Here is a 26,679-nt window from a genome sequence, read left to right on the forward strand (position 1 = left end):
CTTTCACTTTCAGGCAATCACCACAGCCAGGCGGCGCCCCGCACTCCGGAGGAGTCGCCGTGCACGGGCGGCAGCAGGCGGGTGGCGATGTGGTCGGAAAAGACGTGGGGTGCCCACAGGCGGGGCACGTTGGCATAGAGCCGTTGCAGGTTGGACAGGCCTCCGCCGAGGACGATCACGTCCGGGTCCACGATATTCATCACCGTGGCCAGGGCCCGCGCCAGACGGGCTTCGTAGCGCTGCAGGGTGGCCTCGCTGCGGGCGTCGCCGGCGGCCGCGGCGGCGGCGATGGCGGCCGCCTCCATGGCTTCGCCGCCGTGGCGTTGATGGTCCGCCGCCAGGGCCGGGCCCGAGAGATAGGTTTCGACGCAGCCGTGGCGGCCGCAGTAGCAGGGCGGCAGGGGCCGGTCGTCGGCTCCGGCGCCGGGCAGGGGGATGTGGCCCCACTCGCCGGCGATGCCGTTGGCGCCCCGCAGCACCTGGCCGTCGATGACCAGGCCGCCGCCGACCCCGGTGCCGAGGATGACGCCGAAGACGCAGCGGGCGCCCCGCCCGGCTCCGTCCATGGCTTCGGACAGGGCGAAGCAGTTGGCGTCGTTGGCCAGGCGCACCGGCCGCTGCAGCAGGGCCTCCAGGTCCCGCCCCAGGGGCTGGCCGATGAGGCAGGTGGAATTGGCGTTGCGGATGTGGCCGGTGAGGATCGATTCGCTGCCGGGCATGCCGACGCCGACGCTGCCCGTCATCTGCAGCGCCGCTTCAGCCTCCCGCACCAGGCCTGCCACCGCCTGCAGGGTGGCGCCGTAGTCGCCCCGGGGCGTCGGCACCCGGCGGCGCAGCAGCTCCCGGCCGTCGTCGCCCAGGGCGATGATCTCGATCTTGGTGCCGCCCAGGTCGATGCCGAGACGCACGGTCACGCCCTCGGCAGCCGCAGAGGCGGGGTGGTTGCTATGGTGCGGATGGTGGCGGGGATGGGCATTGCAGCGTCGGCAAATGGCAGGCGGGCCATTCTGGCACAGGGGCGGGAGCGGGAAAAGCCGGCCGGGACGCGGGGCAGCCCGCATTGGCGTTTGCCAAGTCGGACGGCATAATCCCCGGGCTCGTAGCCTTGTCTTTTACTCCATCCCTTTTTTGGAATCCCCATGCACTCATCAATCCGCAACCTGCTGCTCCTTGTCCTTCTGCTCGGGGGCTCTGCAGCCCTGGCCGAGCCGGCCAGCGAAGCCTCGGTCCGGCGCCTGCTGGAGGTGACCCAGGCCCGTGCCCTGTTGCAGCAAGTGCAGCAGCAGGCCCAGGGCATGATGCAGGGCCTGGCGCAGCAGAGTCTGCGGGGCAAGTCGCCGACCCCGGCCCAGGAGGCGGCCATCACCCGGATGACGGCACGCATGGTGGCCCTGATCCAGGAGCAGTTGTCCTGGGAGCGCCAGGAGCCGATGTACATGCGCCTTTATACCCAGACCTTCACCGAGGACGAAGTGGCCGGCATGCTCGCCTTCTACGAAACGCCGGCGGGCCGCGCCACCATCGAGAAGATGCCCCTGGTGCTGCGTCAGATATCCCAGGAGTCCCAGCGCTCCATGGCGGAAATGGGCGCCCAGCTGAAGGCAATCCAGCGGGATTTCGTGGCCGAGATGCAGGCCGCCAGCAGCAAGCCCTGACGGGCCCCACCCCGAAAAAAAACCGGCCCCTCGGGGCCGGTTTTCGTTTGGGCGGAAAGAACCGCCCGGCTTACTTCTTCCAGGCGTCGGCCTGCACCAGGGAGTCGTCGCGCCAGGCTTCCCGGGCGGCCTTGTTGGCCATCCAGTTGGGCATGAAGGTGAAGGCTTCGTCCAGCAGGTGCGGGGTGTGGCGGCCGGGGGAGTAGCGCAGGGAGCGCTCGTAGTACTCCTGCAGGGCCGGCTTGAAATTGGGGTGGGCACACTTCTCGATGACCACCTTGGCCCGGGCCTTGGGGGAAAGGCCGCGCAGGTCGGCCAGGCCCTGTTCGGTGACGATCACCTGCACGTCGTGCTCGGTGTGGTCCACGTGGGAGACCATGGGCACGATGCAGGAGATGGTGCCGCCCTTGGCGCTGGAGGGGGTCATGAACATGGAGATGAAGGCGTTGCGGGCGAAGTCGCCGGAGCCGCCGATGCCGTTCATGATGGAAGTGCCCATGATGTGGGTGGAGTTCACGTTGCCGTAGATGTCGGCTTCGATGAGCCCGTTCATGGCGATGACGCCGAGGCGGCGGATCACTTCCGGATGGTTGGAGATCTCCTGGGGCCGCAGGATGATCTTGTTCTTGAAGTCCTTCAGGTTGGCGGTGAGATCGGCCAGGGCCTCGGGGGAGAGGGAGAAGGAGGTGGCGGAGGCACAGGTCATCTTGCCGCACTTCAGCAGTTCCAGCATGCCGTCCTGCAGCACTTCGGTGTAGGCGGTGAGGTTCTCGAAGGGGCCGTCCTTGAGGCCGGCCATCACGGCATTGGCCACGTTGCCGACGCCGGACTGCAGGGGCAGCAGATTGGTCGGCAGGCGGCCCATCTTCACCTCATGCTGGAGGAAGTCCAGGATGTGGCCGGCGATCAGCTTGGAGTTGGCGTCCGGCGGGGTGAAGGCGGAGTTGCGGTCCGGCTTGTTGGTTTCAACGATGGCGATGATCTTGCTGGGATCGACGTTGAAGTAAGGCTGGCCGATGCGGTCTTCGGTGCGGATGATGGGGATGGGCTTGCGATGGGGCGGCAGGGCGGTGCCGTAATAGATGTCGTGCATCCCTTCCAGGTCCAGGCTCTGCCAGGAGTTCACTTCCAGGATGATCTTGTCGGCCTGGTCCAGCCAGGTCTTGTTGTTGCCGACGGAGGAAGAGGGGATCAGCTTGCCGTCTTCGGTGATGCCGGCCACTTCCACCACGGCCACGTCCAGCTTGCCGAGGAAGCCGCCCCAGACGAACTGGGAAACGTGGGACAGATGGATGTCGATGTATTCCATCTCGCCGGCGTTGATGCGCTTGCGGCAGGTGGGGTCGGACTGGTAGGGCAGACGCATTTCCACGCCGTCCACCATGGCCAGGGCGCCGTCCAGTTCGGGGGCGGTGGAAGCGCCGGTCCAGACGCCGATCTTGAACTTCTTGCCGTTCAGATTGGAGTCCATGATGTGCTTGGCGAGGGCGGCGGGCACGACCTTGGGGTAGCCTGCGCCGGTGAAGCCGCTCATGCCGACGTTCATGCCGGACTGAATGAGGGCGGCGGCCTGTTCGGCCGACATGATCTTGCTGCGCATGGCAGCGTTGAGAATCCGGGTTCCGGACATGGGTGAAACTCCTGCTGTTGATTGTGGGGGTCAGCAACGGCCCGGACTTTCTTGGGTGGCCCGGGTCCAGCGGCTGGCTGGTCTCAAAGGTGATGCACGCCGGCGGGACGCGGATGGGCGTCCGTTAACGTGAAAAAACCGCCCGTGTTGCGGGCGGCCTCTCCGCAAGTCAGATCAGGCCGGCGAGCCGATCTGGGCGATCGCAGCCTCGTAGGCCGCGTGGGTGTCCTGGTGAGAATTCACCGAAATGTTCATGTCGTTGGCCAGGCCGTCGGCCAGGCCGTAGACCCAGCCGTGCACCGTCAGGTCCTGACCCCGGTCCCAGGCATCGCGGACCACGGTGGCATGGCAGACGTTGAGCACCTGCTCGATGACGTTGAGCTCGCACAGGCGGTCCAGGCGCACGGCCGGGTCGGCGATGGCATTGAGCATGGCCAGGTGCTTCTGGCGCACGTCCTGGATGTGGCGCAGCCAGTTGTCCACCAGGCCGACGCGCAGGTTGTCGAGCACCGCCTTGACCCCGCCGCAGCCGTAGTGGCCCACCACCAGGATGTGCTTCACGTGCAGCACATCGACGGCGTACTGCAGTACCGAGAGGCAGTTCAGGTCGCTATGCACCACCACGTTGCCGATGTTGCGATGGACGAACACTTCCCCCGGTTGCAGGCCGGTGATCTGGTTGGCCGGGACCCGGGAATCGGAACAGCCGATCCACAGGTATTCGGGATTCTGTAATGTGGCGAGGCGGTCGAAGAATTCCGGATCTTCGGAACGAATGCGTTCCGACCATATCCGGTTCTGTTCGAAAAGGTGGTCAAGACTGGATGCCATGCATGGCCTTCCATTACATAATTATGAATAACGGCATTTTACCCCATGGCGCCGGGTAGGTCGAAGGTCGGGGGCGAAGGGCCGGGAGAGGGGTAGAATCGAGGTCTGCACCAGGGCGCCAAGCCCAGGCCCGGCGGGCCCTGCCGCCACAGGAGAGCACACCATGATCGTCAAGTTCCAGTCCGTCGCCACCGCCGACATCATCACTTTCGCCGACGTGGCCCGGGTCCTGCTGAAAATCCTCGGCAAGGAGCCCACCGCCCGGGGCGTCATCGTGCCCGAAGACATGACCGAGGCCCTGGCCCGCCTGGCGGCCCTCTGTCACAAGGAAGGGGAAAGCGCCGAGGCGGCGCCGGACAGCGGCGTCGGCGTCGAGGCCCACGAACTGGTGGCCCTCTCCCAGCGGGTGCAGCCCTTCATCCGCATGTTCGACCGGGCCCATCTGGCGGGCAAGCCGGTGACCTGGACGGCGGCCAAGGATTTCTACGAAGACTGAAGGCGCCTTCAGCAGCTGCGCATGACGAAGACGATGGCTGCGGCGAAGGCCAGGGCCAGGATGCCGGCCACGGCGATGCGCCGCTGATTGTCCGGGGAGCGCTGCTGGCGTTGTGCTTCCACCAGGTTCACCACCTCGCCGATGAGCACCATGCCGCTCAGGGCCAGGCCGGCGGAGAGGTAGAAAAGGGTGACGATGGCGCCGTTTTCCGAGAGGCGGCACAGGTAGCTGGGGTAGAACTGGGGCTTGGCCAGGGACAGGTAGCCGATGAACATGACCAGGCCGGCGGGCACCAGCACGGCCAGCAGCAGTTTCCAGGCGTGCTTGCTGAAGAGCCAGCGCACGCCCAGGATCAGGTCGCCCCACAGTGCCTTGAGTACGGACAAATTCCGCCCTCCCCGTTTGCCATTGGCTCCATCATAAGAGGGGGCGGCCGCTGCCGCCATGGGTATTTACCCCGCCTCAGCCGGCGGGCTGGTCCACCATCACGTAGCGTTTTTTCACCGCCTCGATCACCTTGAACACGCCGCTGAAGCCGGCGGGAATGATGGCTGCCTCGCCGGGCCCGTATTCCCGCACCTCGCCGCTGTCGGCAATGAGCTGCAGCCGCCCTTCCAGCACCTGGAAGAACTCGTGGCGATGGGCGTGGAAGGCGATCTTCCAGGCCCCTGGCTCGCAGGCCCACACACCCATGGAAATGCCCTGCTGCTCATACAGCTCCCAGGTGGTGCGCCGGGGCGGCGCGCCGATACAGCGTTCCGGGGCGGGCTGATCCAGGGTTGGCACCGGCAGCGGGTCGGCGAAGTGGATGGCGCGAGGGGCAGTCATGACGGGCTTCTCCACGATGCTCAGGCGCCGATCCAGCCCTGGCGCAGGGCCTGGGCGGCCCGGTCGGCCTTGGCGTTGATGCTCAGCTTCGCCGTATCGGCGGCCGGGGCGGCCAGGGTCAGGCTGGCCTCGATCAATTCGTCGCGGCGGAAGGCGTGCAGCTTCACCTGATCCCCCGCCCGGTGGCGCTTGAGGCGCTTGTCCAGGGCGGCGGGGGTGAGCCTGATACCGTCCCAGGCGATCAGCACGTCGCCGGCCGAGAGGCCCGCCGCTTCCGCCGGGCCGCCGTTGTACACGCTGGTCAGCTTCACTTCGCTACCCTCGCCGCCGGTCTTGGCCCCGAGGACAGGCAGGCTGGAAGCCGCTTCCCAGGCCAGGGTGACGCCGAAGGGCTTCAACAGCCGCTCCAGGGGCAGATCGCCAGTGCCCGTCACCGCCTGCTTCAGCCAGCGGGCGGCGGCCGCACCGCCCACCTCGGCCACGGCGGCGAAGACGCTGTTAGGCCCCTCCTCCGCCACGCCGACGCCAGTGCGGCCGTGGCGCTGCCACAGCAGCTGCATCACCTGATCCAGGTTTGCCTTGCCGCCGCTCTCGGCCCGCAGCTTCAAGTCCAGGGCCAGGGCGATGAGGGAGCCCTTGGCGTAGTAGCTGACCACGGCGTTGGGGGCGTTTTCGTCCTGCCGGTAATACTTGGTCCAGGCTGTGAAGGAGGATTCGGCCACGCTCTGCAGGTGGCGCCCCGGGCCCTTCTTCACGGCGCTGGCAGTCTTGGCCAGCAGGTTGAGATAGGTGATGCTGTCGATGGCGCCGCTCTTCACCAGGCAGAGGTCGTCGTAGTAGGAAGTGAAACCCTCGAAGGCCCACAGCAGGCGGGTGTAGGCCTCCTGGGTTAGGTCGTAGGGGACGAAGGCGGCGGGCTTGATGCGCTTCACGTTCCAGGTGTGGAAATACTCGTGGCTGCACAGGCCGAGGAAGGTGACGTAGGCCTCGGGCAGGGGGCCGCTGGCGGGTGTATTGCTGTTGGGCAGGTCGTCCCGGGAACAGAGCAGGGCCGTGGAGGCGCGATGCTCCAGGCCGCCATAGCCGTCGCCCACGGCCATCACCAGGAAGACGTAGCGCTCCATGGGGGCCTTGCCGCCAAAGAGATCGATCTGCCATTCGCAGATGGGCTTGAGGTCGGCGGCCAGGCGCTTCAGGTCCACGTCCGTGCGGCCGGTGACGGCGATGGCATGGGGGACGCCCCGGGCCTTGAATTCGATGAGGGCGAAAGTGCCCATTTCCACCGGATGGTCGATCAGTTCGTCGTAATCGGCGGCCCGGTAGCGGCCGAAGCCGTAGAGGGCGGCGGCGCCCTTCTCTCCTTTTGCCACGGGCAGGCTGGTGGCCACCCGCCAGGCGGCGTAGGCCTTGCCCTGGGGCTTCACCAGTTCCACCCGGCAAGGCCGGTCTTCCTGGCCCAGGGCGCAGAGAAAGACGCTGGTGCCGTTAAAGAAGCCGTGGCTCCCATCCAGATGGGCGCCACGCACCGAGAGGTCCCAGGCGTAGACCTCCATGGTCACGCTCAAGGCGGTGCCGGCGGGCACCTTCTCCGCCTGCCAGGTGGCCTTGTCGATCTGGGTCAGGCCCACCGCCTTGCCGCCGGCACAGGCCTCGATGCGCACGATATTCTTGGCGAATTCCCGGATCATGTAGCTGCCGGGAATCCAGGTGGGCAGGGCAAAGCGTTGCCCCGCCGGGTCCGGGTCGGTTACGGTGCACGTCACCTGGAACAGATGGGCCTCGGGCCGGATGGGCACCAGACGGTAATCGACAGACGGCAGTGCGACGGAAGGAGTTTTCTTGGCCATGGGAATCACGCGGAGTCAGAGTGAAGGGCGGCGGCGCCGGCCCTGGAGCATGGCCGCCATTCTAGCCTGCCTGCTGCTGACCGCCCTCGCCCCCCTCCCGGCCCGGGCCGCCGGCACCGTGGCGGTGGACGTGGGCCACAGCCTGTGGGACTCCGGCGCCATCAGCGCCCGAGGCGCCACCGAATTCGACTTCAACCTCAACCTGGCCCGGGTGCTGCGGCCGGTGCTGGAAGCCCGGGGTCTCACGGTGCAGCCGGTGAACTTCGACGGCGAAATCGAAAGCCTGCAGGCCCGGGTGGATGCCGCCGCCGGCAGCGACTTCCTGCTTTCCCTCCATCACGACTCGGTGGCCTCCTTCAAGCTCACCGCCTGGAACTGGATGGGCGAAGACCTGGACTTCGCCGACGAGGACCGGGGCTTCGCCCTCTTCATCTCCCACCGCAATCCGCGGGTGGAAGAAAGCCTCGCCTGCGCTTCCGCCATGGGGCGGGCGCTGCGGGCCCGGGGCTTCGTCCCCGCCACCCACCACGGCACCACCGCCGCCGGCACGCCCCGGCCCTGGGCGGATGAGGAGAACGGGGTGCGCTTCTACGACACGCTGTTTGTCATTTCACACGGAACGATGCCGTCGGTGCTGTTCGAGGCGGGGGTGTTGAAGCATCGGGATGAGGAACTGGCCCTGCGGGACCGGAGCCGCCAGCAGGCCATGGCGCAAGGCCTGGCGGAGGGGCTGGCGGTGTGCCTGGGGGAACCCCTGAAAGCAGAGGGCCAGTTGCCTAGCCCCCGGAACTAAGCGGCGGGAAGGCCCGCCCGCTTTAGCAGGTGCTGCCGTTGTTGCGGCAGTCGGCGGCAGCCTGCTGCTGCAACTGCTGTTGCTGCTTTTCCTGGGCCCGGTCCACGGAGACGGACTTGCCCATTTCCACCGGCAGGGTGGTGGGATAGTCGTAGCCGGTGCCCTTGTTGTGGTCGATGATGGCGCCGATGCCGCCGCCGAAGACGATGTTGCCCCACATGGAGCCGGCGGCGCGGGAAACGGCGGTAAGCAGGCCGTCCACCAGGCCTTCCTTCTTGCACACCACGTTCAGGTTTTCGCCGCTCTTGCGCACGTCCACCTGGCCCGGGGCCTTGGCGGTCCAGGTGCCCTTGTCGTTGCTGAGGGAGCAGTCAGCGTCGGGGACCGGCTTGCCTTCATAGGAAGCGGTCACGGAAACGCGCTGGTTTTCGGATTGGGTAATGGTGGAACAGCCGGTGGTCAGGCTGACTGCAGCGACAGCGACCAGCAATGCAACTTGCTTGTTTTTCATTTTCTCGCCCTGTGATGATGTGATGACGCGCCGGGATGGCGCATCAAGGCCGGTTGAGCCGGGCGGGATAGTAGGGATTGTTGGATGTCATGTACATATGACGAAGGTGATGGGTGTCGTGGGGAATCGTTCAGAGCGGAGCTTCTCTGACTCCTCGGGCGAGGGATGGTTTTTGACCGCCGGGTTCCGCGCCGCCGCGCGTGTTCCTTTTCTTGCTTCCCCAAGAAAAGGAACCAAAAGAAGGGGAACCCTCACCCCCGGCCCTGCGGGCTTCCCTGCGCTGCTCAGTCGAGCGGGGCGGCTGCGGAACTCGCCCCCTGCGGGGGCTCAGACAGTCCTCGCCGAACCCCCCCCGCCCGCCTTGCGCTGCTCGGCGGGGGTGGAAGGGGGGCTTAAAGAACTAGCAGAGAGGACAACTGTGTTCTATAGCGAAAGTAATAAAGTCAGACCGATCAGACTTAATCCAAATGCATACTCGTAATCTGAGTGGGTGCTAGAATGCCGAACAACATGGATACCATACAGCTATCCCCCAGCGTTCTAGATTGGGCAGCCTCCCAAGCGGGAGACTCCTTGTATGAGTTCGCAAAAAAAATCTCTAAGCGCAATGCTGAGAATATAGCCAAAGGTGAATTAACAAACGCTCAGGCTATCAAATTTGCCAAAGTTTCCGGGGTTTCTCTTGGTGACTTATTCTTGCAAAATCCCCCACCCGCACGAACTCTTCCGGTTGCAGACTTTAGAACACTTCAGTACGCGAGCCCGCTTAGTAAAGATTTTTTTGACACATTTGACGATATTGAATTTAAGCAAGCTTGGTATCGAGAATTACAAATTGCGCAAGACTGTGAGCCACTTGAGTTCGTTGGAAAGTATAGAAATCAGCGTGTGCCCGTGAAAAGTGTTGCCCAAAATATTCGGGCAACATTGAATTTTACAGACGTAGATTTAAATTTATTGCGCAACCCGGATGATTTATTTTCTTTGCTAGCTCAGAAATGTGAAGCTATCGGGATTCTTGTATTTAAGAACGGAGTTGTAGGAAATAATGGGCATCGCCCTCTTTCTGTAAGTGAATTTAGAGGCTTTGCGTTAGCTGACGAAATAGCCCCTGTTGTATTTGTAAATGGAGCTGATGCTCCTGCTGCGTGGGTTTTCACTCTTGCCCATGAACTTGCACACATATGGCTAGGGGATTCTGGAGTTTCTGACGCAGATCCAAATGCAGATAGCTCTGTTGAGAAATTCTGTAACGCAGTCGCAGCTGAGGTTCTGGTACCCGCAGAAAATTTTTACTCTGTCTGGGAATCTTGTGGGACTAGTTCTATAGATGCTTGCCTAGAACATACTCGAAAAACCTTTAAAGTCAGCAAGTTTGTTGTTGCTCGGAGAGCTCTCGATTTAGGGTTGATTGATAAAGAAATATATCGAGCTGTTTACGAGTTGGCTCGTCAGAAGAAGAAAACTCCGGGAAGTGGCGGCGGAGATTTTTACAGAACATTAGCAGTTAGGAATAGCAAGAGGTTTTCTACAGAAGTCGCAAGCTTGGCTATTGCTGGAGGGATTACACTAGGCCAAGCGGGTAGATTACTTAATACAAACCCTAATAACGTTGTGAAATTCTATGCCAAGCAGAACCCGCTATCTGTTTGATTCTGATGTCTTGATTTCTTCTGCAAGACTTCACTATGCGCCCGAGTATTGTCAGGTGTTTTGGGATTGGCTTTCTGCTGGGAATTCGGCCGGGATGTTTTTTAGTATTGACAAAGTTAAGGGCGAGCTCTTAGATGGGGATGGTGATCTTCTAAATAGTTGGGCAGAAAGTAATCCTGATTTTTTCCAAAGTAGTACAGCTTCGCTTCCAGCCTGGGGACGACTTTCTACGATCGCGAACGATCCTCAGAAGCAGTTCAGGCATTCTGCAAAAAGCAAATTTCTTGATTTGGAAAAGGCTGATGCATGGTTGATCGCTCATGCAGCGACTAATGGAAATTTCGTCATTGTTACAAATGAAAAATCCGAGCCGCTTAGTAAGCGAGAAATTAAGCTGCCAGATGCTGCAGCTTGGTTGCAAGTGAATACAGTAAAGTTGTTCGATGTATTACGGGCACATGCTGGCCATAATTTCTCACCAAAGCTAATGAGTGCTCTTTCAAACGCCCTATCCCAGCAAAGCCCTGGCCAATCACCTGCGGTATAGCTGATGGGCATGTGCCCTGTGCGGCGCCGAGCAACGGAGCTTCTGGCGGGGCAAGGGCGAGCACTGTTTGAGGGCCTTTAGGCCCGAGTTGCGCAGCCCCCGCCGGAAGCGAGTAGCGCAGGGGACCCCGCGTAGCGGGGCGCCAAACCGGGCACCCCTTCTTTTGGTTACTTTTCTTGGCAAGAAAAGAAAAGTAACCCGCGCGTCAGGCGCGGAACCCAGCCGTAAAACACCCCATCACGTCTGAGACGAAGCGACGCCTTCCGAGGCGAAGACCCCAAAACCAACCTCAGAGAAATATCGGCTCCGGCGTCAGCCCGACGCCAAACTTCTCCCGCACACTGGCCTGCACGGCCCCCATCACCGCCCCCACATCCGCCCCCGTGGCGCCGCCACGATTCACCAGCACCAGCGCCTGCTTCTCATACATCCCCGCCGGCCCCAGATTCCTCCCCTTCCACCCCGCCTGCTCGATCAGCCAGCCGGCGGCCAGCTTCACCCGCCCGTCGTGCTGGGGGTACTGGGGCAGGGTCGGGTTCTCGGCCGCCAGCCGGGCGGCGGTGGCGGCGTCCACCACCGGGTTGTGGAAGAAGCTGCCGGCGTTGGGCACCTGGGCCGGGTCCGGCAGCTTGCGCTGGCGGATGGCGATGATGGCGTCCGACACCTGCAGGGCCGTGGGGGCGGCGATGCCGGCGGCAGCCAGTTCCTTTTCCACGTCCGCATAGCGGGTCACCGCCTGCCAGTGCTTCTCCAGGCGGAAGGTGACATGGGTGATGGCGTAGCGGCCGTCGAGATGCCAGCCTTCCTGCTTGAAGAGGCTGTCCCGGTAGCCGAAGCGAAGCTGGTGGCGGTCGAAGCCCACCGTTACGCCGGTGGTCAGGTCCACCGCTTCCAGGTGGTGGAAGCGTTCTCCCACTTCCAGGCCGTAGGCGCCGATGTTCTGGATCGGCGCGGCGCCGACGGTGCCGGGGATGAGGGAGAGATTCTCCAGGCCTGGGTAGCCGGCTGTTAGGGTCCAGCGCACGAAGTCGTGCCAGTTTTCGCCGGCACCGGCGCGGATGTACCAGGCCTCGTCGTCTTCCGCCGCCAGCTCCCGGCCGGGGATGGCCAGGCGCAGCACCAGCCCGGGGAAGTCGCCGTTGAGCACCAGATTGCTGCCACCGCCGAGAATGAAGCGGGGCTTGCCTTGCAGGGCAGGCACGGCGGAGAGGGCCGCCAGTTGTGCCGTTGCGGTGATGGTGCCGAGGAAGGCGGCGCGTCCCGGCAGGGCCAGGGTGTTGAGGGCATGCAGGTCGGCGTCGGCTTGCAGGAAGGTGGGCAGCATGGCGTGGCGTCAGGTCGGGCGGAGGGTTGGGTGCCGGGAGAAGGGCGCAAGGCGCCATTCTACGCCTTCGTTTTCAGGCATCATTGGCTCTGACGATCTCCTCAATGACACTGCCCATGGACCCAGAACGACAGCGCCTGATTCGCTCCCTGTTTGATGAATACATCGAGATGTACGCTACCCGGGATGACCGGCTGACCTCCCGCTTCAGCGAAAACTTCAGCGGCTATACCGGTGGCGGTGATTTCCTGGTGAAGGACAAGGCCGAATGGGTCCGGATCACCCGCCAGGACTTTGCCCAGGTTGCCGAACCCCTGCGCATCGAAATGCTGGATCTGTCGCTGCAGGACATCAGTGCCGACGTGGTCCTGGTCACGGCCTTCTTCCATATCCACCTGCCGCTGCCCGACCACATCCTGTCCCGGGAGACGGCCCGGTTGGTGCTGCTGTTCAAGCAGGAAAACGGCGCCTGGATGATCGCCCACAGCGGCATTTCCATTCCCTATCACCTGGTCCGGGACGGGGAGGTCTATCCCCTCCAGGGCCTGCACGAGCGCAACCGGGAGCTCGAAGCCCTGGTGGAGGAGCGCACCCGGGCTCTGGAAGAGGCCAATGCCAAGCTGGAGGCCCTGAGCTATACGGACGGGCTGACGGGCATCGCCAACCGCCGGGCTTTCGACCGGACCCTGGTGCAGGAGTGGAGCCGGGCCCAGCGCAGCGCCGCTCCCCTGGCGCTGATCATGCTGGATGTGGACCTCTTCAAGCATTTCAACGACCACTACGGCCACCTGGAGGGGGACGCCTGCCTGCAGGCCCTGGCCGGGGTGCTCACCCGGGCGGGGCGGCGGGCCAGCGATCTGGTGGCGCGTTATGGCGGGGAGGAGTTTGTCGTGCTGCTGCCGAATACCTCCGCCCCCGAGGCCCAGGAGATCGCCCGCAACATCCAGCAGGCGATCTGGGCCCTGGCCCTGCCCCATGAGGCAACCGCTCCCCGCATCGTCACCGTCAGCCTCGGCATTGCCAGCGTGGTGCCGAGCCGGGAGGCGAATGCCGAAACCCTGGTGCACCAGGCCGACGAGGCCCTCTACGGGGCAAAAAGAGCCGGGCGCAACCGCCTGCAACTGGCGGCCGTCTGAGTGGGGCGCTAGCTGGTGTTCCCCGGTAGAGCAACGGCAGGGTCGGCATCGGCTGACCTCCCGCGCCGCACCGCTTCTGCCGGCCCAGGCCAACTCCGCTCCACAGTTTGGCTATGGGCGGGCCAGCGGATAGTCCTCCTCCGTGTCGTGGCCGCCGTTCCCCGGGGCAGCAATGCGGCGCCGCATCTGAAGCCCGGCGACGTCCGGAAAGGCCCCGGATTCCGCGCCCTGCCCGGCTTTGCTAGCATGGGGGCACCATGCCCCCGCCCCTTGTCGAACGCCGTTACCTGAACCGACTCAGTGCCGCCCCCGAACCCACCGGGGCGGTGGTGGTGATCGACGTGCTGCGCTCCTTCTCCACCGCCGCCTGGGCCATCCATCGGGGCGCCCGGGAGCTGTACCCGGTGGCCGCTCCCGGCGACGGCCTGCTGCTGTTGCAGCATCTGCCCCAGGCCCTGCTGGTGGGGGCGGTGGGCGGCGGCGCTCCCATCCCCGGCTACCACTACGGCAATTCCCCCAGCGCGGTGCAGGGGGCGGAGCTGCAGGGGCGCACCCTGATCCACTGCACGGCCGCCGGGGTGCGGGGCCTCAGCCGCTACCGGACGGCCCCCCTGCTCTTCGGCGCGGCCCTGCTCAATGCCCGGGCCACGGCGGCGGTGATCCTGGCTGCCGGCGTGCCCCGGGTGACCCTGGTCATCACCGGCGAATGGACGGACCGGGACGGCGACGAGGACGTGGCCTGCGCCGATTACCTGGAAGCCCTGCTGCAGGGCGGCGATCCTTCCCCGGAGCCCTTCTCCGAGCGGGTGCGGCAGTCGGACTTCGGCCGCCGCTTCGCCGCCGGCGACCAGCCCCACCTGCCCCCCGCCGACCTGGACCTGTGCGCCGAGGCCGACCGCTTCGACTTCGCCCTGCAGGCCCTACCCTCGCCCCTGGGGCTGCGGCTGGTGGCGGTCTACGCTGGCGGCGGGACGATGGGAAAGAGCCGGTCGTAGGCCAGGTTGAAGACGAAGGCGTAGGCGGTATACACCAGGGCCAGGCCCAGGTCCGCCACCAGGGCGGCCCACCAGGAGAGGCCGGTCCACAGCACGATCACCGGCAGGGTCAGGAGCAGCAGGCCGCCCTCGAAGCACAGGGCGTGCAGGATGCGGCCGCGCCAGCCGCGCTGGTCGGCCCGGGTGCCGAAGTGGTGGGCCTGCAGCCAGTCCACCGCGGTGTTGTAGCCGCCGTTCCACAGGGCGGCCATGAGGGACAGCACGGCCAGCAGGCCCAGGGCGCTTTCCATGGACTGGCCCGAGACCCAGGCAAAGCCCGGGGTGATCAGCAGCAGGCCGAGCAGTTCGAAGAGGGCCACCTGGCGGACCCGGTCCTTGAAGCTGCGCAGGGGCACGCCGTGGCTCATGGCGTCTGCCTCACAGGCCCCGGGCCCAGGCGGGCCGCAGGGGGGCGTGGGCCGGGTCGGCCAGGGCGGCGCGCACCTGGGCCAGCAGCTTGTCCTGGTCCGTGGGCAGGTTGCCCTTCAGCACCAGCCAGTTGGAGGCGTGGTCGCTGCGGAAGACGGTGCGCTTCAGTTGCAGCAGGGAGAGGAAGCGCTCCATCTCGCGAAACAGGCCCAACTGGTCGAGAGGTTCCCACTCCGGGTAGTCGGCGCGGAAGCGCTCTTCCCCCATGGGAAAGCTGACCACCAGGGTGGAAAGGAATTCGGGCTGGGTGGCGTTGGCCAGGCGGGCGGAGTTTTCCGCGTGCTGCTGCCAGTGGGCGTGGCCCCCCAGGCCGTTGAGGATCATCACCGAACGGGTAATGCCGGCTTCCCCCAGCTTCGCCAGGGCCTCCCGGGTGCTGGCGAAGGTCTCGCCCTTTTTCACCTTCTCCAGCACCAGATCGTCACCGGATTCGGCGCCGACATAGGCCATGGAGAGGCCGGCCTCCTTGAGGGCCTTGATCTCGTCCACGGATTTCTTGCGCAGGTTGCGCGGCAGGCAGTAGCTGGACACTCGCCGTACCGCCGGCAGATGGCTGCGGATGGCTTCCAGATAGGCCAGGAGGCGCCGGGTGGGCAGCACCAGGGCGTCGCCGTCGGCTAGGAAGACCCGCCGCACCTGGCTGCCGTACTGGGCGCCGACGCGGCGGATGCTCTCCAGCACCTCTTCCTCCTCCCGGGCGCGGAAGCGCTTCTGGGGAGCGGTGTACATCTCGCAGAAGGTGCACTGGTTCCAGGAGCAGCCGTCGGTGACGGGCAGGATCAGGGATTCGGCCTCGCTGGGCGGGCGGAACACGGGTTCGACGTAGCGGATCGGGAGCATGGGCCAAATTGTAAGGCCCTTCGCCGGCCCCGCGGCATCCGGGGCGGCCCGGGCTGGGCTAAACTTCGCCCCTGCTTGCCCATTTTCCCCATGCCCGGCGCCTTCCCCCTTTTGCCCATGACCTCCTTGCCCGCCAACCGCGCCCTGACGCCCCATCCCGAGCATCCGGCTCCAGCCGTGGCCGGTATTGCGGTGGCCGTGGCCGCCCATGGCAGCGGCGGCCTGCAACTGGACTACCACCTCGCCGGCGATCTGGCCGCCCTGCGCCTGCCCTCCCCCGCCGCACCGGTGGCGCCCGACCGGCTGTGGGCCCACACCTGTTTCGAGGTCTTCCTCCGCCGGGGCGGCGAGGCGTATCGGGAGTACAACTTCTCCCCCTCTGGCCAGTGGGCCGGTTACGCCTTCGCTGCCTACCGCCAGCGCCTGGAAAATGTCACCCTGCCGGCGCCCCATCTGGAGTGGCAGGTGGCTGAGGGCAGCCTGAGCCTCCGCGTTGCCTTGCCCGCCGAAGCCCTGCCTGCCGGCGATGGCGAGCTGCATCTGGCCCTGACCACCGTGGTGGAGCAGGCCGACGGCGCCCCCGGCCAGCTTTCCTATTGGGCCCTGGCCCACCCCGCCGGCAAAGCCGACTTTCACCACCGGGACGGATTCGCGCTTGCCGTTCCCCTCGCCCTGCCCGACCTGTAGGACATCCCATGATCCAGTTTGGCCTCGACCGCCTGCTCGCCGACCCCGCCCTGCGCCGCCCCCTGGCGGGCAAGCGGGTCGCCCTCCTCGCCCATCCCGCCTCCGTCACCCGGGACCTGACCCATTCCCTGGACGCCCTGGCCGCCCTGCCCGACCTCGAGCTTTCCGCCGCCTTCGGCCCCCAGCACGGCCTGCGCGGCGACAAGCAGGACAACATGGTGGAATCCCCGGACTACGTGGACCCCCTGCACGGCATTCCCGTCTTCAGCCTCTACGGTGAAGTGCGCCGGCCCACGGACGCCATGATGGACAGCTTCGACGTGCTGCTGGTGGACCTGCAGGACCTGGGCTGCCGCATCTACACCTTCATCACCACCCTGCGCTACGTGCTCGAAGCGGCGGCCAAGCACGGCAAGTCGGTGTGGGTACTGGACCGTCCCAACCCCGCCGGCCGTCCGGTGGAAGGCCTCTTGCTGCGCCAGGGCTGGGAGAGCTTCGTCGGTGCCGGGCCCCTGCCCATGCGCCACGGCCTGACGATGGGTGAGCTGGCCCGCTGGTTCGTCGCCAGCCTCAAGCTGGACGTGGATTGCCAGGTCATCACCATGGCCGGTTGGCAGCCCGAAGCCGGCCCCGGCTACGGCTGGCCCCTGGGCAAGCGCAGCTGGGTGAACCCCAGCCCCAACGCCCCCAATCTCTCCATGGCCCGGGCCTACGCCGGCACGGTGATGCTCGAAGGCACCACCCTTTCCGAAGGCCGGGGCACTACCCGCCCCCTGGAACTCTTCGGTGCCCCGGACATCGACGCCCGGGCGATCATCGCCGAGATGCGCGCCCTGGCCCCCCAATGGCTCAAGGGCTGCGTGCTGCGGGAATGCTGGTTCGAGCCCACCTTCCACAAGCACGCCGGCAAGCTCTGCCACGGCGTGCAGATTCACGTGGAAGACCCGGCCCACTACGACCACGCCGCCTTCCAGCCCTGGCGCCTGCAGACCCTGGCCTTCAAGGCCCTGCGCCGCCTGCAGCCCGACTACCCGATCTGGCGCGACTTCCCCTACGAATACGAACGGGACCGCCTGGCCATCGACCTCATCAACGGCAGCCCCCTGCTGCGGGAATGGGTGGATGATGCCGCCGCCACCCCGGCCGATTTCGACGCCCTGGTGCGGCCGGACGAGGCGGCGTGGGAGATGGAGCGGGTGCCCTTCCTGCTCTACTGAGCGGCCTCAGTGGCCCCGGCGGAACACCAGAATCCGGGCAAAGCTGCGCAGGGCCACGATTTCTTCCAGCACCACCCCGGCTTTCACGGCCAGGGCTTGCCATTCTGCCTGGGTGCGCTCCCGCCCCCGGGTGCCCATGAACATTTGCATGTCGAAGGAGGCGGCGGCCAGGTCGGCCCCCTGTTCCGGCAACACCTGTTCCAGAACGACCACGGGGGCGCCGGCGGCGGCCACGCGCCCGAGCACGGCAGCGGCCTCGGCATCGTCCAGACAATGCAGCACGGCGGCGAGGAGGAAGACATCGCCGGGGCTGGCCGGCGGCGGCTGGTAACTTTGCAGGTCGGCGACCAGGAAGGTCAGGCGCTCCGCTTCTGCATCGCCTTCCCGATGCTGCCGGGCCTCGGCCACCACGCTGGGCCGCTCCACCACCGTGGCCCGCAGCCGGGGGTGGTGGCGCAGGATGGTGCGGGCCTTGCTGCCGCGGGCCCCCCCCAGGTCGATCAGGTGATGGAAGCGGCTCCAGTCAAAGTCAGTGGCGAAGCTGTCGCCGCTCAGGGCTTCCACGCTATCCATGGCGTCGGCGAACAAGCGCTCCAGTTCGGGATGGTCCGTCAGATAGGGAAAGAGCTCCTGACCGTGGCTGAGGGTGAAGGGCGCCCTACCCTCGCGTAGACCTTCTTCCAGGGATTCATACCAGGGGCGGCACATGGCCGGATCGTTGTGCAGGAGGATCATGGCCCTGAGGTTCCGCGGGTGATCCCGGCGCAACCAGCCGGACAGTTCGTTGTTGGCGAAGCGGCGGGGCGCCGTTTCGCGGAACACTCCCAGGGCTGCCAGCAGCCGCAGCAAGCGGGCGATGGCATTCCCATCGGCAGCGATGCGCGAGGCGATCTCCTCCGCCGTCAGGGTTTCCTCCCCGAGCCGGGTGGCAATATCCAGGCGGGCGGCGGCGTAGAGGGCGCGGGACTGCCAGAAGGCCGAGCCGATATGCAGCAGGCGGAACGGGGCCGGGGTGAGGCATGTCGGCCATTGCTGCACCCGGCTGGCGAAGCGCATGAGGCGGCCGAAACGGCGTACGGCTCCGGCGTGGCGCTGGTAGGTCATGGCGGGCTCCTCAGTCGGCGGCGGGCTTGAGTCCGGCGGTAAAAAGATGGCCGTTGAAATCGGCCAGGCGGGCGAGAAATTCGCCATCCATGGGCCGTTCCATCTGCTCCTCGAAAATGTCCTTGAGCAGCATGGGCGTCATGGCCAGGCTGACGAAGGCCAGGCGCAGGATGTCCGGGTCCGTGCCGGCATCCACCTGGCCACTGGCCTTGAGCCCCTCCACCCGCCGGGAGCCCCGGTTGCGGCCCCGTTCCAGCAGCTGCTGGATGAAGCGACGGCCGGGGCCCTGGTTGAGCGCCAGGACCTTGAGGATCAGCTTGGGAAACTGGGGCTGGCCGGCCATGGTGTCGTAGTACAGCCGGAGCAGACTGCCGAAGCCGTCCACTGCGTCGAACAGGGGGCCATCCAGCACCTCCAGCAAGGGGGCCAGGCTTTCCCGGATCATCTCTTCGTAAAGCCCTTCCTTGCTGCCGAAGTAGTAGCGGATCATGGAAACGTTGGCGCCTGCCTGTTCGGCGATCTGACGGGTAGTGACGCGGTGGTAGTCATCGGCGAGGAAGCGCTCCAGGGCGGCGCTGATAAGGCGTTGGCGTACTGGGAGGCGGTCTTGGTCCATGCTGGCGCTCGGTCGAAGTGATGAGCCAAGACTAGCACCGAGGCTGCCCGATTCCGGAGCGCTTTCGTCAATCAAATTGGATCACTTGATTGAGCTGGGCATAAAAGAAAAGGCCGGCCCGGATTGCCCGGGCCGGCCTTTTCGTTGGTGCGATGGGCGGTGCTTAAACGGCCAGGCCGGTTGCCTCGTCCACGCCCAGCATCAGGTTCATGCACTGGATGGCAGCACCGGAGGCGCCCTTGCCCAGGTTGTCGAAGCGGGAGGCCACCAGGATCTGCTCGCCGTGGCCGAAGACGAAAATCTCGGCTCGGTTGGTGTCGTTGCAGGCGGTGGCCGGCAGGAAGCCGTTGTCCAGCACCGGGGCGGCATCCAGGGGCATCACCTTCACGAACACTTCGCCGGCGTAGTACTCGCTGTAGAAGGCCTGCAGGTCGGCCGGGGTGACCTTCTTGCCGAGTATCCGGGGCAGCAGGGGCACCGCCACCACCATGCCCTGGGCGAAGTTGCCGACGATGGGGGTGAACAGGGGCTGGTGCGCCAGGCCGGTCTGCATCTGCATTTCCGGCAGGTGCTTGTGGGCGAGGCCCAAAGCGTAGAAGCGTGGGCTCTTCATGGCGTCCGGCAGGCTGGCGGGCTCTTCGTAGCTGGCGATCATTTCCTTGCCGCCGCCGCTGTAGCCGGTGATGGAGTAGGTGCTGACCGGGTAGTCCTTGGGCACGATGCCGCCGGCCACCAGGGGGGCCATCAGCATGATGAAGCCGCTGGCGTGGCAGCCGGGCACGGCCACCTTCTGGGCCTTGGCGACGCGCTCGCGCTGGCCGCCGTTGAGTTCGGGCAGGCCGTACACCCAGTCCGGGTTGGTGCGGTGTGCGGTGGAGGCGTCGAGGAAGCGGGTCCTGGTGTTGCCCGGGGCCAGCAGGGCCACGGATTCCCGGGAGGCGGCATCGGGCAGGCAGAGGAAGACCACGTCGGCGCTGTTGATGTACTCGGCCTTGACCGCCGGGTCCTTGCGCTTGTCCTCGGGGATGGTGAGGATTTCGATTTCCGGGCGGATGGAGAGCCGCTCGTCGATCTTGAGACCGGTGGTGCCGTGGCGGCCGTCGATGAATACCTTGAAAGTCATGGCGAATTCCGTGTGCGTGCGCAGTGTGCTGAGGATCAAACCGCTATTGTAGGCGGGCTGGAAGGCTTTTTGATGACCAATTCCCTTCCGCCCGTCCCTCGGGGCCTCAGCGCATTTGGAACAGTTCCTGGTGGAAGCGTTCCGCCGCCATGCCCTGGGCCTGGAAATCCTGCCGCAGGGCCTGGCCGAAGGCGGGCGGGCCGCAGAACCACAGGCTGGCCTGGCGCCAGTCGGGCACGGCCTGGCGGATGCGTTCCCCATCCAGCAGGCCGTCCCGGGGGCTCACCAGCAGGTGCAGATGCACCCCCGCGGCGGCGGCATCGGCCCGCAGCTTGGCGATGGCGGCCTCCGAGTATTCCGCCGTGGGGTGGAACAGGTGGATGCTCTGCTGCCCGGGCCGGGCGGCCAGCTGCTTCATGCGGGCGATGAAGGGGGTGATGCCGATGCCGGCGCCGATCCAGATCTGCAGGGGCTGCCGGTCGTTGAAGTCGAAGCAGCCGTAGGGGCCTTCGACGACCACGCCGGCGCCCACCTTGAGCTTTTCCCGGAGGCGGCTGGTGTGGTCGCCCAGGGCCTTGGTGATGAAGACGATGCGCCGGTTTTCCGGCTCCCAGGCCGAGGCGATGGTGTAGGGATGGGCGCCCTCCCCCTGGTCCGAGGTGGCGAAGGCGAACTGGCCGGCGGTGTGGCCGGCCCAGCCGGGCTCCAGCTGGATCGCCGTCTCCAGCACCTGCAGTTCCGGGTAGTAGGTGAGGCTTTCGATGCGTCCCGCAACCTTGCGCCCGGCGCCGACCCGGCGGGACAGCACCAGCCAGGCCGCCACCGTGCCGCCGAGCAGCAGCAGGGCCAGGGCCCAGCCCACCGGCTGGCTCCAGTATTCGGCCTTGAACAGGATCAGGGCGTGGTACACCAGCAGCAGGTAGAGGGCTGCCAGCCATTTGTGGGTCTGCACGAAGCGGTGGTAGGGGAAGCGCTTGACCAGGGCCAGCACCAGCAGCACCACGGTGGCGTAGAAGGCCCATTCGCCGATGTTCTCCGCCAGGCCCCGCTGGCTGCGCAGCCATTCGGCCAGGGTGTCCGCGCCCATGCCAGGGCCGCCGGGACCACCCGGGCCGGCGCCCTTGCGCGCCGGCTTGACCAGCCAGCCCCAGCCCACCATCCACTTGGTGCCCTGGGCCCACCACCAGTGGATGACGCCCAGCACCAGGGTGCTGATGCCCAGCCATTTGTGCAGGCGGTACATCTTGTCCAGGCCGTTGAGGCGGGGCTCCAGCCATTTGGGCCGGGCCGCCAGGATCATGGCCAGGCTCATGGCGCCCATGAGCAGGAGGCCGGTGTACTGGACGAAGACGCCGCGGAAGGAAAAGTAGGTGAAGGGGGCAGGCAGCAGGCTGTCGGCCAGCAGCCAGAGGGCGGATAGGCCCAGGAACAGGCCCCACAGGGTGAGCTTGATGTTTTTCATGACGATCTCGAGCGGCTTTGTTTCTTTATATGAAACCACCATGAGCCGGGGGCGTCCATGCCGTATCCGGTAAATTCAGGTAACAACTTATTGCCGGGCGAAAAAAAGCCGGCCCGCCCCCGAAGGGACGGGTCGGCCGCGGGCCGCCGCGAAGCGCGGCTTAGCCCATGTGCAGGCCGCCGTTCACCGAAAAGTCGGCGCCGGTGGCGTAGCCGCCCTCGTCGGAAGCCAGCCAGGCCACCATGGAGGCGATCTCGGACGGCTCGCCCAGGCGCTTCACCGGCACCGTGGCGACGATCTTCTCCAGCACCTCGGGGCGGATGGCGCGGACCATGTCGGTGCCGATGTAGCCGGGGCTGACGGTGTTAACCGTGACGCCCTTGCCCGCCACCTCCTGGGCCAGGGCCATGGTGAAACCGTGGATGCCGGCCTTGGCGGTGGAGTAGTTCACCTGGCCGAACTGGCCCTTCTGGCCGTTCACCGAGGAGATGTTGATGATGCGGCCGAAATTGGCCTCGATCATGTCCTCGATGACCTGCTTGGTGACGTTGAACAGGCTGTCCAGGTTGGTGGACAGCACCGCATCCCAGTCCGCCTTGCTCATTTTGCGGAACTGGCCGTCCTTGGTGATGCCGGCGTTGTTCACCAGCACCGCCACCGGGCCGTGCTCGGCCTTGACCTTGGCGAAGGCCTCCACCGTGGAATCCCAGTTGCCCACGTTGCCGGCGCTGGCGTAGAAGGTGTAGCCCAGGGCTTTCTGTTCCTCCAGCCACTGCTTGTAGTCCCGGGTGGGACCGCAGCCGGCGACGACCTTGAAGCCGTCCTTGTGCAGGCGCTGGCAGATGGCGGTGCCGATGCCGCCCATTCCCCCGGTGACGTATGCCAGTTTTTGATTCATTGGAACCTCCTCGTTATTTTTGGTTGGAGTCCGGGAGGCTTGTTAAAGGAATGTGCGCTGCCCCCGGCAATCTGGCCCGGCGGCACCCCATGGGGAGACGCCATGGCGATTTCATTATGGCACCAAGAAAATGCCCGTGGTCTGGCGGTGCAGCAAAAGCAGAACGGCCCGCCGGGAAGGGCGGGCCGTTCTGAGAAGAGGTGGCCTGGAAGGCAGGAAAGACGGGCTTCCCGGCCATGCCATGCCGGAGAGTGGCGTCCCTCCTGCCCCTGGGGGCAGGTGCTGTTACAGGTTGGGCGCCAGCCAGCGCTTGGCCTGCTCCAGGGTGAAGCCGGCCCGGCCGGCCCAGTCTTCCAGCTGGTCCTGGCCGATCTTCTGGATGGCGAAGTACTGGGCCTGGGGGTGGGCCAGGAAGAAGCCGGAAACGGCGGCGGCCGGCGTCATGGCGTAGCTCTCGGTGAGGCCCATGCCGATGTTGGCTTCCGGCTGCAGCAGCTGGAACAGACCGCCCTTGGCGGTGTGGTCGGGACAGGCCGGGTAGCCGGGGGCCGGGCGGATGCCGCGGTACTCTTCCTTGATCAGCTGCTCGTTGTTGAGCTGCTCGTCGGCGGCGTAGCCCCAATCCTCCTGGCGCACCTTCTGGTGCAGCCACTCGGCGCAGGCTTCGGCCAGGCGGTCGGCCAGGGACTTGAGCATGATGGACTTGTAGTCGTCGTGGGCCGCCTCGAACTCGGCCAGCTTCTGCTCGATGCCCAGACCGGCGGTGACGGCGAAGGCGCCGGCATAGTCGGCGACGCCGCTTTCCTTGGGCGCCACGTAGTCGGAGAGGCACAGGTTGGCCTTGTCCTCTGGCCGCTTGTGCTGCTGGCGGATGCCGTGCCAGGTCAGCACCGGCGCACTGCGCTGCTCGTCGGCGTAGAAGACGATGTCATCGCCGACGGCGTTGGCCGGCCACAGGCCGAAGACGGCGCCGGCCCGGAGCCATTTCTCGTCGATGATCTGCTTTAGCATGGCCTTGGCGTCGGCATAAACGCCGCGGGCGGTCTCGCCCACCACCGCATCGTCGAGGATGGCGGGGAAGCGGCCGGCCAGGTCCCAGGTCTGGAAGAAGGGGCCCCAGTCGATGTACTCGGCCAGGGTGGCCAGGTCGATGTCCTGCAGCACCTGCAGGCCCAGCTTCTGCGGCACCGTCGGCACCAGGGTGGCATCCCAGGCCAGGCGGTTGGCCCGGGCTTCGGCCAGGGTGACCATGGCGCTGCCCTTCTTGCCGGCGTGCTGCTGGCGGATGTTGGCGTAGTCGGCGGCCACCTCGGCGGCGTAGCTCTCCCGTTGGCCTTCCGAGAGCAGGCTGGTGACCACACCCACGGCCCGGGAGGCATCCGGCACATAGACCACCGGCGCCTGGTAGTTGGGGGCGATCTTGATGGCGGTGTGGGCCCGGCTGGTGGTGGCGCCGCCGATGAGCAGGGGCACGTTGAAGCCCTGGCGCTGCATTTCGGAAGCGACGTGGCTCATTTCTTCAAGAGACGGGGTGATGAGACCGGAGAGGCCGATGGCCTGGGCGCCGTGCTCCTTGGCGGCGTGCAGGATCTTCTCGGTGGGCACCATGACCCCCAGGTCCACCACGTCGTAGCCGTTGCAGCCCAGCACCACGCCGACGATGTTCTTGCCGATGTCGTGCACGTCGCCCTTGACCGTGGCGATGACGATCTTGCCCTTGGAGGAGGCGCCGGTGCGGGCCTTCTCTTCCTCGATGTAGGGAATGAGGTGGGCCACGGCCTGCTTCATCACCCGGGCGGACTTCACCACCTGGGGCAGGAACATCTTGCCGGCGCCGAAGAGGTCGCCCACGGTGTTCATGCCGTTCATCAGGGGGCCTTCGATGACGGCCAGGGGCGGCTTGCCGGCGGCAGCCAGGGCGGCCCGCACTTCCTCGGTGTCGGCCACCACGAATTCGGTGATGCCCTTGACCAGGGCGTGCTCCAGGCGCTTTTCCACCGGCAGGGTGCGCCAGGTGAGGTCCGGTCCCGTGTCCTTGGCCTTGCCTTCCTTCACCGTCTGGGCGAATTCCACCAATGCTTCGCCGGCGCCGGGGTGGCGGTTCAGCACCACGTCTTCCACCTTCTGCCGCAGTTCCGGTTCCAGGTCGTCGTACACGCCGAGCATGCCGGCGTTGACGATGCCCATGGTCATGCCGGCCTGGATGGCGTGGTAGAGGAAGACGGTGTGGATGGCTTCCCGCACCGGGTCGTTGCCGCGGAAGGAGAAGGAGACGTTGGAGACGCCGCCGGAAATCTGGGCGTGGGGCAGGTTTTCACGAATCCAGCGGGTGGCGTTGATGAAGTCCACCGCGTAGTTGTCGTGCTCCTCGATACCCGTGGCGATGGCGAAGATGTTGGGGTCGAAGATGATGTCCTGGGCCGGGAAACCGATACCGACCAGCAGGTCGTAGGCCCGCTTGCAGATCTCGGTCTTGCGCGCGTAGGTGTCGGCCTGGCCCTTCTCGTCGAAGGCCATGACGATGACGGCGGCGCCGTAGCGGCGGGCCAGCTTGGCCTGCTCCAGGAACTTGGCCTCCCCTTCCTTCATGGAAATGGAGTTCACGATGCCCTTGCCCTGGATGCACTTGAGGCCGGTCTCGATCACCTCCCACTTGGAGGAGTCGAGCATGATGGGCACCCGGGAAATATCCGGTTCCGAGGCGATCAGCTTGAGGAACTTCTCCATGGCGGCCACGGAATCCAGCATGGCCTCGTCCATGTTGATGTCGATGACCTGGGCGCCGTTCTCCACCTGCTGCCGGGCCACGGCCAGGGCGTCGTCGTAGCGCCCTTCCAGGATCATGCGGGCGAAGGCCTTGGAGCCGGTGACGTTGGTGCGCTCGCCCACGTTCACATAGAGGCTGTCGGGGCCGACGTTGAAGGGTTCCAGGCCGGAGAGGCGCAGCTGGGGCTCGATCGCCGGAATGGCCCGGGGGGCGATGCCGGCCACCATCTTGGCGATGGCGGCGATGTGGTCCGGCGAGGTGCCGCAGCAGCCGCCGACGATGTTCACGAAGCCGTGCCTGGCCCAGTCGGCGATTTCCTCGGCCAGCTGCTCCGGGGTCTCGTCGTAGCCGCCGAAGGCGTTGGGCAGGCCGGCGTTGGGGTGGGCGGAGACGAAGCAGTCGCACACCCGTGACAGCTCCTCCACGTACTGGCGCAGTTCCTTGGCGCCGAGGGCACAGTTGAGGCCGAAGGAGAGGGGCTTGATGTGGTTCAGCGAGTTCCAGAAGGCTTCGGCGGTCTGGCCCGAGAGGGTGCGGCCGGAGGCGTCGGTGATGGTGCCGGAGATCATCACCGGCCAGCGGCGGCCCACCTTGTCGAAGAAGGTCTCGATGGCGAACAGGGCGGCCTTGGCATTCAGCGTGTCGAACACCGTCTCCACCAGCAGGATGTCGGCACCGCCGTCGGTGAGGCCGCGGATGGCTTCCAGGTAGTTTTCCACCAGCTCGTCGAAGGTGACGTTGCGGTAGCCGGGATCGTTCACGTCCGGGGAGATGGAGGCGGTGCGGCTGGTGGGGCCGAGTACCCCGGCGACGAAGCGGGGCTTGGCCGGGTTCTTTGCCGTGAATTCGTCGCACACTTCCCGGGCCAGCTTGGCGCCGGCCACGTTCAGTTCGTAGACGATGGCTTCCAGCTTGTAGTCGGCCTGGGACACCTTGGTGGCGTTGAAGGTGTTGGTTTCCAGAATGTCGGCGCCGGCCGCCAGGTATTCGGCGTGGATGCCGCGGATGACCTCGGGGCGGGTCAGCAGCAGCAGGTCGTTGTTGCCCTTCAGGTCGTGGGCGTGGTCGGCGAAGCGGGTCCCGCGGTAGTCCTTCTCGGTCAGCCCGTGGCGCTGGATCATGGTGCCCATGGCGCCGTCCAGGATCAGGAGGCGCTGCTGGAGAAGGGCGGAGAGTTCGGAGCTGCGGTCGGGCTGCATGGATTACCTCGGCGTTTCAGTATTCACCGGCCGGGCGCCGCCACTTTGCATG

At 65.8% G+C, this 26,679-nt stretch carries 25 protein-coding genes; 9 read left to right on the plus strand and 16 right to left on the minus strand.

Annotated features, from left to right (window positions below; translation table 11 throughout):
* Positions 1–17 precede the first annotated feature (17 nt).
* On the minus strand, positions 18–908 hold the full coding sequence (locus tag OEL49_RS10410; protein ID WP_287874699.1) for an ROK family protein: 891 nt from the start codon (positions 906–908) through the stop codon (positions 18–20).
* Between the two features lie 231 nt (positions 909–1,139).
* Between OEL49_RS10410 and OEL49_RS10415 the strand changes: the two genes are divergently transcribed.
* On the plus strand, positions 1,140–1,655 hold the full coding sequence (locus tag OEL49_RS10415) for a DUF2059 domain-containing protein (RefSeq protein ID WP_152090159.1): 516 nt from the start codon (positions 1,140–1,142) through the stop codon (positions 1,653–1,655).
* A 70-nt stretch (positions 1,656–1,725) separates the two neighbouring features.
* Here the strand turns inward: OEL49_RS10415 and OEL49_RS10420 are convergent, their stop codons facing one another.
* Together OEL49_RS10420 and can are read right to left on the minus strand one after the other, a co-directional pair.
* The gene (locus tag OEL49_RS10420; RefSeq protein ID WP_014235907.1) at positions 1,726–3,285 is read right to left on the minus strand and encodes an acetyl-CoA hydrolase/transferase family protein; all 1,560 of its coding nucleotides are present in this window, start codon (positions 3,283–3,285) and stop codon (positions 1,726–1,728) included.
* 174 nt (positions 3,286–3,459) lie between these two features.
* On the minus strand, positions 3,460–4,116 hold the full coding sequence (gene can, locus OEL49_RS10425; RefSeq protein WP_014235906.1) for a carbonate dehydratase: 657 nt from the start codon (positions 4,114–4,116) through the stop codon (positions 3,460–3,462).
* A 163-nt stretch (positions 4,117–4,279) separates the two neighbouring features.
* Between can and OEL49_RS10430 the strand changes: the two genes are divergently transcribed.
* Positions 4,280–4,612, plus strand: coding sequence for a DUF1840 domain-containing protein (locus OEL49_RS10430; protein ID WP_014235905.1), 333 nt, complete (start codon positions 4,280–4,282; stop codon positions 4,610–4,612).
* Between the two features lie 8 nt (positions 4,613–4,620).
* Here the strand turns inward: OEL49_RS10430 and OEL49_RS10435 are convergent, their stop codons facing one another.
* The 3 genes from OEL49_RS10435 to OEL49_RS10445 form a co-directional block, all read right to left on the minus strand.
* Entirely contained in the window at positions 4,621–4,998 is a 378-nt protein-coding gene (locus OEL49_RS10435; RefSeq protein ID WP_014235904.1) for a hypothetical protein, read from the minus strand.
* 76 nt (positions 4,999–5,074) lie between these two features.
* Positions 5,075–5,440, minus strand: a complete 366-nt coding sequence (locus OEL49_RS10440; RefSeq protein WP_287874621.1) for a cupin domain-containing protein — start codon at positions 5,438–5,440, stop codon at positions 5,075–5,077.
* Positions 5,441–5,460: 20 nt separating this feature from the next.
* Positions 5,461–7,287, minus strand: coding sequence for a M61 family metallopeptidase (locus OEL49_RS10445; RefSeq protein WP_287874622.1), 1,827 nt, complete (start codon positions 7,285–7,287; stop codon positions 5,461–5,463).
* 49 nt (positions 7,288–7,336) lie between these two features.
* Between OEL49_RS10445 and OEL49_RS10450 the strand changes: the two genes are divergently transcribed.
* On the plus strand, positions 7,337–8,080 hold the full coding sequence (locus OEL49_RS10450; protein ID WP_287874623.1) for an N-acetylmuramoyl-L-alanine amidase family protein: 744 nt from the start codon (positions 7,337–7,339) through the stop codon (positions 8,078–8,080).
* A gap of 22 nt (positions 8,081–8,102) precedes the next feature.
* Here the strand turns inward: OEL49_RS10450 and OEL49_RS10455 are convergent, their stop codons facing one another.
* Entirely contained in the window at positions 8,103–8,591 is a 489-nt protein-coding gene (locus OEL49_RS10455; RefSeq protein ID WP_014235900.1) for a hypothetical protein, read from the minus strand.
* A gap of 573 nt (positions 8,592–9,164) precedes the next feature.
* Between OEL49_RS10455 and OEL49_RS10460 the strand changes: the two genes are divergently transcribed.
* Positions 9,165–10,244: an ImmA/IrrE family metallo-endopeptidase gene (locus OEL49_RS10460; RefSeq protein WP_287874624.1), complete on the plus strand. Its 1,080-nt coding sequence runs from the start codon at positions 9,165–9,167 to the stop codon at positions 10,242–10,244.
* The gene (locus tag OEL49_RS10465) at positions 10,216–10,791 is read left to right on the plus strand and encodes a DUF4411 family protein (protein WP_287874625.1); all 576 of its coding nucleotides are present in this window, start codon (positions 10,216–10,218) and stop codon (positions 10,789–10,791) included. Before OEL49_RS10460 ends, OEL49_RS10465 begins: the two co-directional genes overlap by 29 nt.
* A 289-nt stretch (positions 10,792–11,080) precedes the next feature.
* Here the strand turns inward: OEL49_RS10465 and murB are convergent, their stop codons facing one another.
* Entirely contained in the window at positions 11,081–12,115 is a 1,035-nt protein-coding gene (gene murB, locus OEL49_RS10470) for a UDP-N-acetylmuramate dehydrogenase (RefSeq protein ID WP_287874626.1), read from the minus strand.
* 116 nt (positions 12,116–12,231) lie between these two features.
* On the opposite strand from murB, the gene OEL49_RS10475 reads away from it, so the two are divergent.
* Both OEL49_RS10475 and OEL49_RS10480 read left to right on the plus strand, forming a co-directional pair.
* The gene (locus OEL49_RS10475) at positions 12,232–13,251 is read left to right on the plus strand and encodes a diguanylate cyclase domain-containing protein (RefSeq protein ID WP_287874627.1); all 1,020 of its coding nucleotides are present in this window, start codon (positions 12,232–12,234) and stop codon (positions 13,249–13,251) included.
* Positions 13,252–13,508: 257 nt separating this feature from the next.
* The gene (locus OEL49_RS10480; RefSeq protein WP_287874628.1) at positions 13,509–14,246 is read left to right on the plus strand and encodes a 2-phosphosulfolactate phosphatase; all 738 of its coding nucleotides are present in this window, start codon (positions 13,509–13,511) and stop codon (positions 14,244–14,246) included.
* Here the strand turns inward: OEL49_RS10480 and OEL49_RS10485 are convergent.
* Both OEL49_RS10485 and OEL49_RS10490 read right to left on the minus strand, forming a co-directional pair.
* Positions 14,207–14,653 carry a PACE efflux transporter gene (locus OEL49_RS10485; protein WP_130459654.1) on the minus strand — a complete coding sequence of 149 codons (447 nt, stop codon included), beginning with the start codon at positions 14,651–14,653 and terminating at the stop codon, positions 14,207–14,209. The genes OEL49_RS10480 and OEL49_RS10485 overlap by 40 nt on opposite strands.
* 10 nt (positions 14,654–14,663) lie before the next feature.
* Positions 14,664–15,554, minus strand: coding sequence for a radical SAM protein (locus tag OEL49_RS10490; RefSeq protein ID WP_287874629.1), 891 nt, complete (start codon positions 15,552–15,554; stop codon positions 14,664–14,666).
* A gap of 117 nt (positions 15,555–15,671) precedes the next feature.
* Here OEL49_RS10490 and OEL49_RS10495 point away from each other — a divergent pair, with 117 nt between their 5' ends.
* Both OEL49_RS10495 and OEL49_RS10500 read left to right on the plus strand, forming a co-directional pair.
* Positions 15,672–16,241: a DOMON-like domain-containing protein gene (locus OEL49_RS10495; RefSeq protein ID WP_287874630.1), complete on the plus strand. Its 570-nt coding sequence runs from the start codon at positions 15,672–15,674 to the stop codon at positions 16,239–16,241.
* A gap of 8 nt (positions 16,242–16,249) precedes the next feature.
* On the plus strand, positions 16,250–17,458 hold the full coding sequence (locus tag OEL49_RS10500; protein WP_287874631.1) for an exo-beta-N-acetylmuramidase NamZ family protein: 1,209 nt from the start codon (positions 16,250–16,252) through the stop codon (positions 17,456–17,458).
* A gap of 6 nt (positions 17,459–17,464) precedes the next feature.
* Here the strand turns inward: OEL49_RS10500 and OEL49_RS10505 are convergent, their stop codons facing one another.
* The 6 genes from OEL49_RS10505 to metH all read right to left on the minus strand — a co-directional run bounded on the left by OEL49_RS10505 (position 17,465) and on the right by metH (position 26,627).
* Entirely contained in the window at positions 17,465–18,562 is a 1,098-nt protein-coding gene (locus tag OEL49_RS10505; RefSeq protein ID WP_287874632.1) for a methyltransferase, read from the minus strand.
* A 10-nt stretch (positions 18,563–18,572) separates the two neighbouring features.
* Complete coding sequence (locus tag OEL49_RS10510) at positions 18,573–19,178, minus strand: TetR/AcrR family transcriptional regulator (RefSeq protein ID WP_130459659.1); 606 nt, start codon at positions 19,176–19,178, stop codon at positions 18,573–18,575.
* 163 nt (positions 19,179–19,341) lie between these two features.
* The gene (argC, locus tag OEL49_RS10515; protein WP_287874633.1) at positions 19,342–20,301 is read right to left on the minus strand and encodes an N-acetyl-gamma-glutamyl-phosphate reductase; all 960 of its coding nucleotides are present in this window, start codon (positions 20,299–20,301) and stop codon (positions 19,342–19,344) included.
* Between the two features lie 106 nt (positions 20,302–20,407).
* Complete coding sequence (locus OEL49_RS10520; RefSeq protein WP_287874634.1) at positions 20,408–21,763, minus strand: ferredoxin reductase family protein; 1,356 nt, start codon at positions 21,761–21,763, stop codon at positions 20,408–20,410.
* A gap of 160 nt (positions 21,764–21,923) precedes the next feature.
* Positions 21,924–22,661, minus strand: coding sequence for an acetoacetyl-CoA reductase (gene phbB, locus OEL49_RS10525; protein WP_287874635.1), 738 nt, complete (start codon positions 22,659–22,661; stop codon positions 21,924–21,926).
* A 285-nt stretch (positions 22,662–22,946) separates the two neighbouring features.
* Positions 22,947–26,627, minus strand: coding sequence for a methionine synthase (metH, locus tag OEL49_RS10530; protein WP_287874636.1), 3,681 nt, complete (start codon positions 26,625–26,627; stop codon positions 22,947–22,949).
* Between the last annotated feature and the right edge of the window lie 52 nt (positions 26,628–26,679).

The sequence above is a fragment of the Azospira sp. genome, from assembly GCF_030247495.1.
Classification (GTDB): Bacteria; Pseudomonadota; Gammaproteobacteria; order Burkholderiales; family Rhodocyclaceae; genus Azospira; species Azospira oryzae.